Origin of the sequence: Reichenbachiella sp. MALMAid0571 (assembly GCF_040151475.1) — a bacterium.
GTDB lineage: Bacteria > Bacteroidota > Bacteroidia > Cytophagales > Cyclobacteriaceae > CAXBNB01.
Genome location: NZ_JBDKWG010000116.1, coordinates 1 through 16,486, shown reverse-complemented (window position 1 = coordinate 16,486; position 16,486 = coordinate 1). Strand labels below are relative to the sequence as shown.

15 protein-coding genes and 1 tRNA gene are annotated in these 16,486 nt (G+C 37.3%); all 16 read right to left on the bottom strand.

Annotated features, from left to right (window positions below):
* Nucleotides 1-80: 80 nt before the first annotated feature.
* Nucleotides 81-1,991, bottom strand: a complete 1,911-nt coding sequence (locus tag AAOP42_RS07730; protein ID WP_349527909.1) for an outer membrane protein assembly factor BamB family protein — start codon at nt 1,989-1,991, stop codon at nt 81-83.
* A gap of 268 nt (nt 1,992-2,259) precedes the next feature.
* A complete protein-coding gene (locus tag AAOP42_RS07725; RefSeq protein ID WP_349527908.1) occupies nt 2,260-3,699 on the bottom strand; it encodes an ATP-binding cassette domain-containing protein in 1,440 nt (479 codons plus the stop codon).
* Nucleotides 3,700-3,757: 58 nt separating this feature from the next.
* On the bottom strand, nt 3,758-5,134 hold the full coding sequence (locus AAOP42_RS07720) for an NAD(P)(+) transhydrogenase (Re/Si-specific) subunit beta (protein WP_349527907.1): 1,377 nt from the start codon (nt 5,132-5,134) through the stop codon (nt 3,758-3,760).
* Between the two features lie 2 nt (nt 5,135-5,136).
* Nucleotides 5,137-5,442: an NAD(P) transhydrogenase subunit alpha part 2 gene (locus AAOP42_RS07715; protein ID WP_349527906.1), complete on the bottom strand. Its 306-nt coding sequence runs from the start codon at nt 5,440-5,442 to the stop codon at nt 5,137-5,139.
* 18 nt (nt 5,443-5,460) lie between these two features.
* Nucleotides 5,461-6,555, bottom strand: coding sequence for an NAD(P) transhydrogenase subunit alpha (locus AAOP42_RS07710; RefSeq protein ID WP_349527905.1), 1,095 nt, complete (start codon nt 6,553-6,555; stop codon nt 5,461-5,463).
* 230 nt (nt 6,556-6,785) lie between these two features.
* Nucleotides 6,786-7,244 (bottom strand): ExbD/TolR family protein, encoded by a 459-nt coding sequence (locus AAOP42_RS07705; RefSeq protein WP_349527904.1) that lies wholly within the window; start codon nt 7,242-7,244, stop codon nt 6,786-6,788.
* Nucleotide 7,245: 1 nt separating this feature from the next.
* Nucleotides 7,246-7,887 carry an ExbD/TolR family protein gene (locus AAOP42_RS07700; protein WP_349527903.1) on the bottom strand — a complete coding sequence of 214 codons (642 nt, stop codon included), beginning with the start codon at nt 7,885-7,887 and terminating at the stop codon, nt 7,246-7,248.
* A gap of 1 nt (nt 7,888) precedes the next feature.
* A complete protein-coding gene (locus AAOP42_RS07695) occupies nt 7,889-8,215 on the bottom strand; it encodes a hypothetical protein (protein WP_349527902.1) in 327 nt (108 codons plus the stop codon).
* 26 nt (nt 8,216-8,241) lie between these two features.
* The gene (locus tag AAOP42_RS07690; protein WP_349527901.1) at nt 8,242-9,060 is read right to left on the bottom strand and encodes a MotA/TolQ/ExbB proton channel family protein; all 819 of its coding nucleotides are present in this window, start codon (nt 9,058-9,060) and stop codon (nt 8,242-8,244) included.
* A gap of 74 nt (nt 9,061-9,134) precedes the next feature.
* Nucleotides 9,135-9,221, bottom strand: a tRNA-Ser gene (locus AAOP42_RS07685).
* 82 nt (nt 9,222-9,303) lie between these two features.
* Nucleotides 9,304-10,365, bottom strand: coding sequence for an asparaginase (locus tag AAOP42_RS07680; protein ID WP_349527900.1), 1,062 nt, complete (start codon nt 10,363-10,365; stop codon nt 9,304-9,306).
* A 23-nt stretch (nt 10,366-10,388) separates the two neighbouring features.
* Nucleotides 10,389-11,159 (bottom strand): TatD family hydrolase, encoded by a 771-nt coding sequence (locus tag AAOP42_RS07675; RefSeq protein ID WP_349527899.1) that lies wholly within the window; start codon nt 11,157-11,159, stop codon nt 10,389-10,391.
* Between the two features lie 4 nt (nt 11,160-11,163).
* The gene (locus AAOP42_RS07670; RefSeq protein ID WP_349527898.1) at nt 11,164-12,249 is read right to left on the bottom strand and encodes a glycosyltransferase; all 1,086 of its coding nucleotides are present in this window, start codon (nt 12,247-12,249) and stop codon (nt 11,164-11,166) included.
* 258 nt (nt 12,250-12,507) lie between these two features.
* The gene (locus tag AAOP42_RS07665) at nt 12,508-14,739 is read right to left on the bottom strand and encodes an OmpA family protein (protein ID WP_349527897.1); all 2,232 of its coding nucleotides are present in this window, start codon (nt 14,737-14,739) and stop codon (nt 12,508-12,510) included.
* A gap of 49 nt (nt 14,740-14,788) precedes the next feature.
* Nucleotides 14,789-15,703 (bottom strand): PorP/SprF family type IX secretion system membrane protein, encoded by a 915-nt coding sequence (locus AAOP42_RS07660; protein ID WP_349527896.1) that lies wholly within the window; start codon nt 15,701-15,703, stop codon nt 14,789-14,791.
* Nucleotides 15,704-15,714: 11 nt separating this feature from the next.
* Nucleotides 15,715-16,486, bottom strand: a 772-nt coding sequence (locus AAOP42_RS07655) for a cadherin-like domain-containing protein (RefSeq protein ID WP_349527895.1), incomplete at its 5' end; no start/stop codon positions are given.

The following is a 16,486-nucleotide window of genomic DNA, read 5'->3' as shown; positions in this document are numbered from 1 at the left end:
AAAAACCAATCCATAGTCGATCGTCCAATTAAGACTTTTTTAAATCAACTATGGACTATAGGTTAGCTATGAATTCTTTCTTAAAAACTATAACTTATTATTTGTTTGTTGTCAGCTTTGAAAAATACCTGCCCAGAAACAGGGTCATAGTCGTATATTGGTTTTTTATCACCAAGTAGCAATGAGCCCATTTCTTCTCCGGTTCTCTTATCCACTTTCATCAATCCAGAACTTTTTCCCTGGCCTCCTTCTCCTACTCTGGTAAGGATCATTCGAATATTACCTTTAGAAACTGTAGCACTAAATTTTTGCTTAGTTGCAGCACCAGCCATACCTGCTATAGCTGCCCAGTCATCAGCCTGCTGTGCGTACATTTTGCTGTAGTAGGTATCTCCACCATATGCGGTTTTGTGACGGCTAGACTCTACTGCTGCGCTTGCTGCCATAGCAATGGCTGCCGCCTGTCCTACTCTCAAGGCAATTTTTGCAGCCATACTTAGGCCCGGTGCTTCCCAATATTTTTTAAATCTGATTGAACCATCTTTTTCAAGCATCAAAAGTGCCTGATCGCTGGAGATCAAGTATCCTCCTTCTACTAATTCTATATTATTAGGAGTATCTTCTTTGTCAAATTCTTTGTCCAGCTTGGCTTTCAATACTGAATAATCTCCAGTCATTAAATCTACTTCGTACAAATCGCCATCTATGTACATAATCTCTTTGGTGAATTCAGGCTTGTATCTCAATGTTGGTACTTCAAGCATTCCTTTTTTATCCCAAATCTTTTGACCATCATACTGAATAAAACCCAACCTTCCTTTTACATCAGAATACATGATACCTTTTGCTGCAATCTGATCAATCTGTATTCCCTGAATTTTCTCATCCCAAACTACATTTCCGGTCTCTTTATCCAACAGTACCAATCTTTTTCCTTTAGAAGTAGCCGCAATTCCATTGTCACCCAGGTCAATTACGTAACCATCAATTTTCTTAGCTACCCATTTTTCTGCTCCTGAAGCAAGATCATACAACGTAAAGTTTTTATCATCTATCACAACTACTCCATACCCCATTGCTGACATAGCTGGCACTTCTTTCAATTTCATTTCTTGCTCCCAAATTTTCTTACCGGAAGCCATATCGACAGCCAAAAGTGCTCCGTTATTTTTCTTTTTCTCAAAGAAATATCCAGTAGTCAAATCAAGGCTTAAATCGAAGCTTTCATAAGTCTGATTTTTTTCAGAAGGTGCATTGTACCATTTCACCTTTCCTGTTTTAGATTCCATTCTGGCGATATTAAACTTACCAGGCAGCACAATATCACCGTTTTCCATCACATAAGGATAACCATCCACAGCCACTTCATTGTTAGTCCAAATCACCTTAGCACTAGGCAATTCTACCATTTTAGTAATATTCATCCACGGTGCTCCCTTTTGGGCAAAATCCTGCCATGAAGCTGAAATGATGATCATCCTAAGCTGTGGTATATAACCCGTACCGTTGTAGTTGAATGTAATCATCTCTTTTCCCAGAAATTTCGTAATCGGCATTTCGGCCTTTTCCGGGCTCATTACTTCAGCACCAGTTCGTAAATTGATAACAGCATAATTTTTATACATGCCTGTTGCATCTTTATATTTAATCTCTATAAAGTCGGAAATCTCTGGAAAATCAGGATCCTCCAATACACTTACAAAGTCTTTAAAAGCTGTTGCTGCGTCAATTTTCTTTCCATCGGCACCTCGCACCTGCTTTGCTCCATCCATAATCTCACTGGTCCATAGTTTGTTTCCGTCGCGACTATCAACACCATGAAGGCTCCAATCGCTTGTGCCAACTAATAGAATTCCGGCATCAGTATTTTGATTAAATACTATTTCTTTGTCAAAGTCCAGTTGCCAAAGGGCATCCTGCGCCTGCGCCATGCTTGACATTATGACAATAGTCAAGAGCAATAATGAAAGTTTTAAGTAAGAGGTTTTCATGAGTATAAATGTTAAAATATAATATTGATTGATAATAGAGGTTAATACATGTTCAAATTTAGATTTAGTCTTATGTTGGTGCAATACCCCAATGAAGGTATTGTACTACGTGGTAGTGGGTATAGAATGAACTACAATAACCCGAAACCACGGTATAATAAATTACCGTGGGTTTCAATTACCACACTGTGTATAAAAATATAACACAATGCCTTGATATACAAAATTTATGTTTGTTATATAACTATCCGGATGTTTTTTAGAAGCACTAATTTATTTGATGTATAGTACCTTCTTGTAGCAGATAGTATTTATTAATAATGTCAGGCATTACTTGTTTATCATGGCTGATAAAAACCAAAGTAGTGCCTGAATACTCAACCATTTTTTCGATCAACAAATTTGATTTTGCTATAGTATTTTCATCAAAACCATGGAAAGGTTCATCCAATAAAAGTAACAATGGGTTCTTTATAAAAGCCCTGATCAATAATACCAACCGTTGTTCTCCTATAGAAATTTGATCGAAAAACTTCTTTTTCAGGTCTTGAACCCCATAATAATCAAAAAATAAATCTATAGTCACCTGCTCCAGTTCAGTTAATTTTCTGGGAATGAATAATTGATCAAAATATCCTGTAGCAACAAGTTTCTCACAAGTGATGTTATCACTCATATAAAGGTGGAATTCCGAAGAAATAAATCCTATGTTCTTTTTTATGTCCCAGATACTCTCCCCCGTACCCCGTTTTCTATCGAAAAGGTAAATTTCCTTATTATAAGCCAATGGATTATCTCCGTAAACCAAACTCAAAAGTGATGATTTTCCTGAACCATTTTCGCCTTGCAACCCTATTAGTTCTCCTTGCTTCACCTCCCAGTTCACCCCTTTCAAGATCTGTACATCTCCATATCCCAACAATACCTCCTTCATACAAATCATCGAATCAAAACGTAATTGAGATGCACTTCTCTTCCAGCTTTCAATCAACTGATCTAAGGCTAGATTTGAATCTGACGAAGCTGTTTTAGGCCTGTTTTCAAGCTCTACAACGGTATCTATAAAATCCGGCAAGTCTTTTCTATTAGCAACTATGATCAGTTGAATCCCGTATTGATCGGTGACTTCTTGAAGCCAATCATTCAAATATGCTCTGGTAGATGAGTCCAAACCGGTATAAGGCCAATCCAACAGCAATATTCTGGGTTTCTTAGTAATTGCAATGGTCAACTGAAGTCTTTTCCTTTGACCGCTAGACAGGTGAATCAGCTTCCGATCCAATAATTCTGTTATCCTGCCTTTTGCAATAATACCCGATACATTAGTATCAGAAAGATCAATTCTGAGAAGCTCCAGATACTCTTTAACCAATAAACTTCTAGATTCATCGTCTTCCAATGATTGATAGCGCTGCTGGTAAAAATGACTGGCAGGCTTAAAAAACTTATTGCTGTCAGAAGATTCTACCGACTCCACCAGGCATGAAAACTCATATGGTGAAACCTCAACACCATCTACCCTGAATGTCCTTGCTCCTTCCCTAAGTGGAAGAATACCCGTCAAACTCTTCAGCAACATGGTTTTACCACTTCCTATAGCTCCTACTATACCACAGTGCTGTTTGTCTTTTATTGAAAAAGAAATGTCTGAAAGTACAATTTTCCCTTTATAAGAAAATGAAGTTTGAGAGTAGTTAATTTCAGGCATTGGGTACTGTTGTTAATTCTAAAGTATCAGTATGTGTTCTGCTAAACTAAACATTGCATCAATCCATTCCCTTTATTTCAGTATTTAACAGTTCTAAAGAACTCTTGGCATCTCCAAACAACATCTTGGTCTTATCATGGAAAAACAGTGGATTTTCAATACCGGAATACCCTTTGTTCATACTTCTCTTGAGTACAATCACATTTTTAGAATGTAATATTTCCAAAACGGGCATACCATATATGGGGCTGGACGGATCATCCATAGCAGCAGGGTTTACCACATCATTAGCACCTACCACAAGACTGACATCCGAATCTTTAAACATTTCATTGGCATCATCCAGGTCAATGAGTTTATTGTATGGCACATCTGCTTCTGCCAACAATACATTCATGTGGCCAGGCATTCTACCTGCCACAGGATGAATGGCATAATGCACATTCACACCTCGTTCGGACAATGATTTATCCAAATCTTTACAAATCTTTTGTGCTTGTGCCACCGCCATTCCATAACCGGGAATAACCATCACATTTTGTGCATACCTCATCATTATTGCCGTATCTACCAATGAAGCTTCTTTCACTACTCCTTCTTCATCAGCAACTGCGCTCGTTGCAGTACTCCCAAACCCTCCAATAATGACACTAAACAATGACCTATTCATTGCCTCACACATCAATACTGTAAGTATTGTACCTGAAGACCCAACAAGTATTCCACCAAGTAACATCACCATATTGTCGTAAACCATTCCTGCCAAAGCAGCGGCAATTCCGGTAAATGCATTGAGCAATGAGATCACAACGGGCATATCCGCTCCACCAATTGGCAAAACGAAGGTCAACCCATAAACCAATGAAATGGCAAGCACTACCAAAGGAAGCCATTCATTTTGTGCAGGGAAAATGATTTGATATACAATAAGTCCAACACATACTATCAACCATATAAGATTGAAATAGGATGCAAATGCCCCTCTCCAATCCTTCACTTTTCCTGTCAACTTACCATAAGCTACCAAGCTTCCCGTAAAAGCAATTCCTCCAACAAAAAGGGCAAGGTATGTAGTAGCAGCTATTCCAATGCTGGTAGATGCATTGAATTTGTAAACCTCTATAATAGAAATACACACAGCACATGCACCACCAAATCCATTGAAAAGTGACACCAACTCCGGCATGGCGGTCATCTCTACTTTCTTTGAAAAAATCAAACCAATAACAGAACCCAACACTATGGCTGCTATGATCAACAGATAATTGCCATGATCTCCTTCTATGGGACTGAGAATGGTAACTACTATTGCCAAAGCCATGCCATAAGCGGCCAGTATGTTACCCTTCCTTGCTGTAGCAGGGCTACTTAGTTTTCTCAATCCAATAATTAATAATACTGTCGAAACAATATACAATAAGTCTATATTTTCCATTCTTATTTTTTTCTGAACATTTCCAACATACGATTGGTCACTGCATGTCCTCCCACAACATTAATAGTTCCCAGTACTATTCCTACAAAACCCACCGTCAGCGATAAATAATCATTACTTTCAGATTGTCTCATGAGGATAATAGCACCTATGATCACGATACCACTAATGGCATTAGAACCCGACATCAATGGAGTGTGAAGTACAGCAGGTACTTTGGAAATAATTTCGAACCCCAGGTAAATAGTAATTACAATAAGGTTAATGGCTAATACATTAGCCTTTAGATAAGCTAAAATTTCTAACATAAAAATATGATAAAGTGATTAAGCTGAAACAGCTTCTGTTTTAGTTGTGGTCAATAAGGTTTTAGAAACAATCTCATGGCCATACGGAATATTTTCTAATCCTTCTTTAAATACAAATTTTAAGAAGCTAAAAACATTGTTGCTGTAAACCAAACTGGCTTGTTTACCCATTTTATTATAAAGCCTTGAGTCTCCTATTATGGTAACTCCTTCTACTTCTACAATTTTATCATTTTGAGTAAGCGCACAATTGCCACCTGTAGCTGCCGCCAAATCCACAATTACACTTCCTTTTTTCATGGAGGTGACAGTTCTATCCTCTATAAGCAACGGGGCTTTTCTTCCGGGAATGGCGGCTGTAGTCACAATAACATCTGCTTTTGCAGCAGAAACATGAATTAATTCCTTTTGCTTTTGGATGTATTCTTCGGATTGCTTTACTGCGTATCCACCAGCACTTACATCTTCCTGACTCCCTTCTACTTCTATAAATTTTGCTCCTAAACTTTGTACTTCTTCTTTTACTGAAGACCGGACATCAAATGCTTCAACCACTGCCCCCAGTCTCCTGGCTGTAGCAATTGCCTGGAGTCCGGCAACACCTGCACCTAAAACGAGCACCTTTGCAGGTGGAATAGTTCCGGCAGAAGTAGTCATCATAGGAAAATAACCTGAAAAATTATCGGCTGCCGTTATGATCGACTTGTAACCAGATAAAGAAGCCAATGAGGAAAGTACGTCCATTGACTGTGCAATTGTACTTCTGGGCAACAAGTCCAGGCTAAATGCTTTAATTCCATTGCTTTTGATTTTCTCAACCAATTCAACATTCGAATTAAACTTACCTATAACATAAGAAGTATCATTTATTACAGACAGATCATCTGCCTTCAATCCCGATACTGTTATCAGAACATCAGCTTTAATCAGTATTTCCCTACGTTCAAGAGATGTAGCTCCTGCACTTAAGTACTCTTGATCAGTGTAATCAGAGCTACTTCCTGCACCAGGCTCAAACACGATATCATGTCCTTCTTTTTTTAGTTTTGAAACTACATTTGGTATAAGCCCAACAAGACTTTCCTCAGTACATTTTAATAAACCTATAATCATTTTAATCTATAAGTAATTAACAATAAATCATTCTCATTTTTGGGTAATCTCTGAGTAGAATTATGTCATTTATAGGGTTAATCAAATTTGCAGCCTGCGAAGATAGGGTATTTTCCTGCTACTTTAAAAGTAGTCAAGAAAGTGATCTCAACTAAGCTCATGCTAAAGGGATAAAAAAAGGGTCTATCCAAATAGGAAAGACCCTCTTTAAATATCTGTTTGAAATGGTATCAGTCTGTTCGTTTAAGTGAACTATATAACACCTTTCTTGCGTTTGCTTCTCTAAATTCTTCCTGAACGTCGGACACAATACCCATCTTCGCTTCAATATCAACTTTCATAGACATTGTAATCTGATCACGTTCAACTTCACTCAACTTATCCTTCTCTACGTTCACAAATCTTACTATGTCTTTTGTCTCAATAAACACATCGTTGACCTGAATCTTTGGTTCAGTACCATATAAATTGGGCTGTTTAGGCTTACCAATATACACATAACTTACTAAAGATTTCCTTTCCAATTTATTTAATTGGGTAGATTTGGGAAGTTTTTGCTCCACCATTATTGTAGTCTCTCTCAATACAGTTGTTACCATAAAGAAAAACAATAACATAAAAATAATATCCGGCAATGCTGCGGTAGGTATATCCTGCGATGTACTTGAACTCTTTTTAAACTTTGCCATATTACCCTCCTATTTTATTTGGTTCTGCAATAGAAATCGCTCTTGGAATTCCTTCTCGGGCCTTAGTGTATAAAGCTTTTTCTTCAGGATTTCTTCTGTCCAACTGTAGAAACTCCTCTCCTGTGAGACCAACCCTTTGTCCATATAATTCATTGTATGCCGCATTGATTTCATCCAATACCCTGACATACAATTCATAAGTAGTACCTCTGTCTGCCTTGAATGATACCACTGCTTCCCCCGGATCATCCGATGAGTCAGGCCTTTTCCCATTGGCATTGACATAACTTCGCAAAGTAGGTGGCAAATTATTGTACATTGTCACATACTCAGCAGATGGTTTGCCAAAATTTAAAACAAATGATTTAATCATACCTTTCAATTCACTAACGTCAGTCAATGGCTCATCTTCTACAAGAAGCATGTCCTTTGAGTTGGCTAAAATTTTAAAGATATTCCTGTCATTTTTATTGACTTCCGGTGGCGGTTCGTTTGGATCCGGCTTTGGAGGTAACTGCATAAGAATTCCTTTATCGTTTGCTATGGTTGTGGTAACCAGAAAGAAAATCAATAAAAGAAAAGCAATATCGGCCATAGAGCCAGCATTCACCTCGGATGATGCGCCTAATTTACTTCTAGCCATATTATTTTATCATTTTAGAAAATTCAGTATATACGATACCAACAATAGCTATTCCCGTCAATATGTACATCATAATAAGTGTACCACCAACAAACTTTGATAATGATGCATTCATTTCAAATTCAGATGCCTGGTATTCAGTAAATTCACTTCCAGCCAAAGCCCAGGAAATACCAAATACTACAACCAACGCTACCAAACCCAATCCCGATTTAATCAAAGACTTAGGGTCACTCACAGAATTGATTATAGGAAACACAATTGCAGCAATTGCAGCCAAGATAGTCAAGGCATACGATATATATAATATTATATCAATTGAATCCATGTTTTATTCTTTTTAGGTTAATTAACTTATTTCGCAGAATGCTTCACCAATATATCAACAAGTGATATAGAAGCATCTTCCATTGAGTTCACAAGGGAATCAATTTTTGAAACAAGGTAATTATAGAACAATTGAAGTATTACAGCAACGATAAGACCACCAACTGTTGTTAAAAGTGCTATTTTGATACCACCAGCAACAAGAGCAGGAGATACATCACCAGCTTCTGCAATCGCATCAAATGCACCGATCATACCTATTACAGTACCCATGAAACCCAACATAGGAGCCATAGAGATAAACAATGAAATCCAGATCATTCCTTTTTCCAATTTGCCCATTTCAACAGAACCGTAAGCGATAATAGATTTTTCAACCATATCAACACCTTCTGACATTCTCATAAGACCCTGTACAAAAATAGAAGCTACAGGCCCCTGAGTATTTCTACATACTTCTTTGGCCGCATCAACACCACCTTGTGCAAGTGCTCCTTCTACTTTTTCCAATAATTTTTTAGTATTTGTAGTAGCAAGGTTCAATGTAATGATTCTCTCGATCGCCACAGCCAGACCCAGTATCAAACACAAAAGAACGATACCCATAAATTCCCATCCACCAGCAATAAATTGTTCTTTTACTATTTGATGAAACGATAATTCAGCTTCCGGCTCGTCATCTTGTATGGTCGCTGGTACAGGAGCAGCTACTTCTTCTTCTACCACTTCTTCAGTCACTACTTCTGTAGAATCTGTTTGCGCCGTTGTATCATCTTGGGCGATCGACTTTAGGTGAACAAGCATAAATACCCCAGTCAGCATCATTAATGTTACTAATTTTTTCATAGTCTAATTTTTAATAAATCTTAAATTAATGGTTATAAAGTAATTCAAATAAGGTTTTCATCGTAATTCTACAGCGGAGAGGAAGGGATTCGAACCCCCGGTACCCTTTCGGACACACTCACTTTCCAGGCGAGCACCTTCAACCACTCGGCCACCTCTCCAATATTAGTTTCACAACTAGCGACAAATAAATTAATAAAAATCTCTATATGCAAATTTTACCTACTATTTCCGAAGTAGAAATTATATTGTCATTTCACCTCTTAATGGTTTTGTTAGCATACTTCTTAATACTTCATGAGATTTCTCATTACCCAAAAGAAACATCATTTTTGTCAATGCTGCTTCTGTAGTAATATCACCCCCACTAAGGACTCCAATTTCTAATAATTTTCTACTTGTTTCATACTTACCCTGCAATACGCTTCCGCCTATACATTGTGATACATTCAGTATGATTATTCCTTTTTCTATCGCTTCTCTTAGCAACTTGATGAACCATTCAAAATTCATAGTATTGCCAGAACCAAAAGACTCTAAAACTACCCCTCTCAATCCTTGAATATTCAAAATACCTTTCACCAAACTTGGTGTCATATTTGGAAAAATCTTCAAAACTACTACATTGGGATCGAATTTATTTTTATAAGTCAAAGTCTGATTGGATTGATGTTCATTGAGTCTATCCTGGAAGTATTCAATTTCAACTCCTGATTCGGCCAAATGAGGATAATTTTCAGATTCAAATGCACCAAAAGTACTACTTCTTATTTTTTGAGATCGGTTTCCTCTCAATAGCACAAAATTAAAATACAAACAAACCTCATTAATCACAGGCTTACCATTTTCAGTTTTGCTTGCCATTTCAAGAGCCGTGATCAAATTTTCCCGAGCGTCAGAACGTGTGGCTCCTATAGGTATTTGTGCTCCTGTGAAAATTACTGGTTTATTCAGGTTTTCAAGCATAAAACTAAGTGCAGAAGCACTATAAGCCATTGTATCTGTTCCATGTAAAATCACAAACCCATCATATTGATTGTAGTTGCTGTGAATGATATAAGCCATATCTGCCCAATGACCAGAGCCAACATTCGAAGAATCGACCGGTTCAGGAAAAGAAATTACTGTTAAATTCAAACCAAGGCTCTTTAATTCAGGTATCCTTTCCAATACTGAACTGAAATTAAAAGGAATCAGAGCCCCTGATTCGTCGTAAACCATGCCAAAAGTGCCTCCTGTGTATATTATCAGGATTGATTGATTACCATCAGGGTTGTCTGTAATATTTATTATTTTAAATTTCAAAAGCAGATATTTGATATTCAATATTATACATTGCTATAAACCCTGTAGGCATTCTCAGTTGTAATCCTCCCCACTTGCTCCAAGTCCAGATTCTTTAAATCAGCAACTTTTTTCGCTACTTCCTTCACATAGGACGGCTCATTCCTTTTGCCCCTGTAAGGCACAGGTGCCAAATATGGGCTGTCTGTTTCTAATACAATGCTTTTAAGGTCTGTACCTATAATCAGATCATCCAGTCCTCCATTTTTAAAAGTTGACACACCTCCTATTCCTACTACAAAACCCAAATCGATCACCTCATCGGCTTGTTTTACATCTCCATTGAAACAATGAAATATACCTTTCAATTTTGCATTGTTAAAACCGGCAACCAACTGAATCGTTTCAGCAACAGACTCCCTGCAATGTATGATGATTGGAATATTATATTTCACAGCCAAGTCACACTGAATGATGAAAGCCTTCTTTTGTAATTCAAAATTGGTTTTGTCCCAATATAAATCAGTTCCCATTTCACCCACTGCAACAAATGACCGCTTTGACAACCAATCTTCTACAAGGTAAAGTTCCTTTTCAAAATCTTTATCGACATGACAGGGATGTAAACCCATAGTAGGAATACAATAGTCCGGAAACAGATGTTCCAATTCCAGCATTGAGTCTATGGATTTACTGTCAATGTTGGGCATATATATTCGTTCCACACCTGCATCTTGTGATCGTTTGATTACATCATTGAGGTCGTCATTGAATTTTTCACTATACAGATGTGCATGGGTATCAACTAATGTCATAAAGCTAGTATTCTCGACCCTTCCATTTTACTTTGGCAGGAAGGATATAGTAAATCAAAGTGGAAAAGTAGGTAATTGGCTCGAAAAACTCATAAAGAACTACGTGAATAACAGGTATATTGATTTTCACTGTTTTAGCTATTTTATTGTAAAAAACCAAAGCCAAACCAACTTTCAATACGAAAAACAAACCAAACCAAGGGCTGAATTGCAATAAGTATAAAAGTGCCGGAAGAAAAGAAACCTTAATTATCAAGACAATTATTAACCAATAGGGAACAGTAGCAAATGCAGCCATCCACCTTTTCCTTTGAATCATCAATTTAGACCAACTTGATTCCCCTATTGTAGTTAAATAAGTATCAGGAGTATAATTGAGATGTACTCCATATCCTTTTTTCAAAAAAGACTGCATCAATGCAACATCTTCTACTACACTGAATGGCAAACTCTTATAACCACCTACCTTGCTGTATGCATCTCTTGATACCAACAAATTATTTCCTATTACGGCGTTGTTCATTCCCAAGTCATTTAATACTTTGAGCATTCCCTGACCAAAAACCATATCCACATGCTGCAAACTTTGAAAAATACTTTCTGTCTCTATTCCGGTAAAACCACAGTTCATAGCTGCCTCTGGTCTTCGGGATAGTATCATTCCCTTTACCCAATTCTCATTTAGTCTGACATCAGCATCGGTAAAAAGTAAGTAATCTCCTGTTGCTAGTTCGCTAAGTTGCGCCAGGACATTCATCTTGCCTTTCAAATGCCCTACCTGATCTTCAATGTCTATGACATGAATCTGGTTGTCCGAATGTTTAAACAGCAATTCTCTGGTTCGATCTTTTGAACCATCGTTTCCAATCAGAATTTGTAATTTATGTTTGGGGTAATTCTGATTTCTCAGATCATTCAACAGGTTTTCAATATGTTGTTCCTCATCCCGGACGGCAATTAATATAGAAACTGTTGGTAATTCTGAACCATCCGCTTTGAAAATCTTAAAGTTGAATTTGTACAAAATCCCAAGTACTGCGTAAACTACCAGGTTAAAAATAATGACAAATAGAGAATACGCTGTTATCATGCAGAAGATTAAACTAACCAACTGTCAAGTTAATCCATGTTGGCCGATTGAAAAATCAATCTGTCAATAAACTCAAGGCATACACATTTAAAAATTCTTACTATCCCCCTGGGCTTGATCAGGGCTCTTAAGGTTAGCTGTGACTCCAAAAGATACCGCAACTGGTGCGGTAAGGAGGTTTTGTTTTTAAATGCGTTTGCCTTGTTAATAAACCACAAACTATTAATAAACCTTCAAAGCATTATGAAATACAATCTGTTAGTAGGAGGTTACTTTAAACTCAGTCCTTCTGTTGCGCTGGTGGTCTTCTTTGCTACATTCTACTCCATTGCTACAACCATTTACCAATTTGGTTTCTCCATATCCCTTAGCGACAATACGGCTGTTGCTAATACCTCCCTTTTTTACAATATACTCCACTGCTGCGGTGGCTCGTCGTTGTGACAGAGCCATATTATAACTGTCACTACCTCTGGAATCTGTGTGTGAACCTAGTTCTATTTTAATTGTGGGGTTTTCCTTGAGTATGGTTACAAGTTTATCTAATTCCAGAGCCGCATCAGCTCTGATAAAAGACTTGTCAAGATCATAATAGATATTTTCCAATTCTATGGCTTTTCCCAGTTCTATTTTCTCCAAAGGAATCTCATAAAATACAGTATCATATTTATGATCATACCCAATCTTTCCTTCAACAGTATTAGAAAAATAACCAACTTTAAATCCGGCCATTCGATAGTTGTTTCCCGGAGTAGTCATAAATTCATGATGGAGAGACTCTCTTTGATTCAAATCTACCAATTCCCCATCTTTAATATCTACACAATGAATGGTAGCATCTTTTATTGGCTCTCCTGTCACTTTATCTATTGCCTTGATAGAAACAATAAAACGTGGCTGTTCGATCTTTAATATTCTATCTTCAATTACGTCATTTGCTTTGTCTGTATATACGCTATCGGTATTTACGGGCACATACCCCAACTTCTCCGCAATAAGTTTATAATGCCTCTTGTAGTTCAACCGGAATTCGAAGTTACCTTCACTATCACTCAAAGTATCCTTCAGCACCTTTCCTTCATTGTCCATCAATTTGACCCGGGATTCTGCTACAGTTGTATTGTCGTAGTTATCTATTACCGTACCACGAACAAATATATCCCCTTCTTTGTCATATACGAAGTAGTATATGTTGTCATACACAGTATCATCTCTATTGGTGGAAAAATAACCATAATGATCATCTTCAGTAATTATCAGACTAAAATCATCAAAACTAGAACTCATCGGATAACCAAGGTTTTTAAGTTCTACTACATCATCACGTACCAATGTGGCTCTGTATAAATCCAGACCACCTAGGCCTCCGTGTCCATCAGATGAAAAATACAGGTAGTCTCCATTCAAATAAGGAAACATCTCTTGGCCTTCAGTATTAAGTTCTGAACCGAGGTTTTGAGGTGTCCCCCAAGAGCCATTGGTATAATAAGAAACATAAATATCTGTACCTCCATATCCACCTGGCATATCAGAGGCAAAGAACATTCTCTTTCCATCATTGGTAATTGAAGGGTGACCAATAGAATATTCATCATTGTTGTACTCAAATGGTCTGATGTTTACCCAGTCATCTTCATCACCCTTATCATTCTTCTTTCGGTCAGCAAAATAAAGCTTCAATTTCGTAATACCATCTTCACTCTTTCGTGCCTTTCCTTTAAAATAATTATTTCGGGTAAAAACAACATTATTCTGGTCGTTATAAAACGTTAATGGTCCCTCATGATATTTTGTATTTACTTTTTTGTGGAAAATCTTTGGAGTTTCCAAATCGCCATCAGGCTTTAATTTTCCATAATACAAATCTAAATAACTACTCTGATCCCAATTGAACACAGTCTTTGAAAATGGTTTATTTGTTCTACTGCTTACAAACAACAAACCATCATCATACCACATCGGGCTAAAGTCCAATCCTACAGAATTAACACTTAACGGTTTTATTTGATAATAAACAGAATCTTTAAAGAACTGTCCCATATCATTGAGGCCATCCAGTTTCTTTCCAGCCCTGGAATCACTACCTACATCCTTTTGATATTCTTCAAACCATTCTTTTGCCTCATCATACTTTTGTTCCGTACTCAATGCTTGGGCAAAATGCAGCTTGTATTTTGGATCCACATCAGTACCATGCTCAGTTAGACCCTTATGATACCAATCATCTGCTTCCAAATAATTGTTTAGCATTTTATAACATTCTGCTATTTTCAATTTTATGATTTGGTTGGTAGAATCTTTTTGGTAGGCATCCATATAGTAATCAAGGGCGGAACTATAAGCAAAATTGTAGTAGTGCTTATCTCCCCTTCGCTCATCACCTGAAATAATGGTATTTTTTTCCTTTTCAGCTTTTTCCTTAGTATCCTGAGAAATGGCAGGCAGGTACAAAACCATTAGTAAACTGGCTAGGATATATAATTTCTTCATATACATTAAAAATTGAGTCGAATACTATAAGTATTACTTTTCAAAAAGATTAAAAATATCTAGGCGTAATTACTCTGGATCTTGAGAATGACAATATATAATTAAGCATTATTTCATGACTACCGGAGTTTACTTGATTCAAGTCTGTAACTGAATAATCATAGGCATAGCCTAAGCTAAATTTAGAATTAAGCTGTAATTCTAGAAGAAAATCAACAGAATCAAATGACCTATATGACAGCCCTACCCAAATACGATCTTCAATCAGAAGCATAGCACTAAAATCCATTTCTAATGGTGCTCCTTGTACCATTTTAAGTAAGACACTTGGTTTCAATTTCAAATATCGATTTAGATCAACTACAAATCCTGAAGTAGCAAAAATGTGTCGAATTTGCTCTACCGGATCATCTGCCGTTTCGATTTTATTGTTCAGTAAAAACGGTGACGAAAGACCTAAATAGAATCTATCCGTACTATAGAAAAACCCAGCTCCAATATTAGGTTTCACTGCCTGAGCATTAGCATAAGGATCTTGAATCACATTACTTCCCTGATAAGCATTAGCCTGATTGTTTTTATAGTCACTAAACCCAAATTGCATTCCCATGGAAAGATTACCCTTGCCAAATTGGATTCTATAGGCATAGGATGCGGTGAGTCCTGTTTCTGTGGTTAACCCAATTTGATCTCGATATACCAGTGCACCTACAGCAATCTTATTCTTTCTAATTGGCGTATGGACAGATAATGTTTGCGTATTAGGGGCTCCATCAATACCAAGCCACTGATGTCTTGTAAGTGCAGTAATACTTAAGGCTCCATCATGACCTGCATAAGCAGGGTTGAGTGCAAGCCCATTAAACATATATTGAGTAAACATCACTTGCTGCTGACCCATAACGGTACTACACACTGCAAAAGCAATCCCCACCGATAATAATAATATTTTTATTTTCTTCATATCTAAAGAATTTATCTATTCACTACAACGAACCCACTCTTAGGTTTCGATCCATCACCTAGGTCAATCACAAAGAAATATGTACCATCAGGCACCTGATTAGAACCAATAATTACTCCCACTGTAGATTCACTAGCCCAGTTTCTTGAATTGTTGTCATAGCCCCTAAGCTCGAACACCAAATTACCCCAACGGTTGAATACTTGTACATGGTTGTCTGGATATTCTTCAATACCCTCTATATACCATGTTGGATTGTTAGATCCTCCAAAAATCTGAGGTATATCCAATGGAGGTTTCTCTACTGTAATTGATACAATGGCCGTTGTACATTTTGACGGCACTCCATCATCGCACACTTCATATTCAAAGGTATCAACTCCTTCGAATTGAGAATCTGGTGTGTAAGTAAATGTGCCATCCGAGTTCAATACCAAAGTACCATTAAGTGGACCTGATACAGGTGAAGGATTTACCGTAAGGTTATGTCCATCAGGATCAGTGTCATTATCCAATACATTTCCATCAACAGGCGTTATTGAATCGGTCGTTTCTTCATCATCCACCGCAATTGGAGGGTTGTTTGGATTAGCCGAACATGTTGGTGTGGCTGGTGGATAAGAAACTATCACTGACGTTTCAGGATTCACTGAGATCACCAGTTCCATTTCCGGACGTAAACCATCATTAATCTGAATCCAGACTCCATCCACAAAATCCCATCCCGGCCATGCAATCGGATTGCCCTCTCCATCTACTTCTGCTCCAGGCCATAATAGTTGA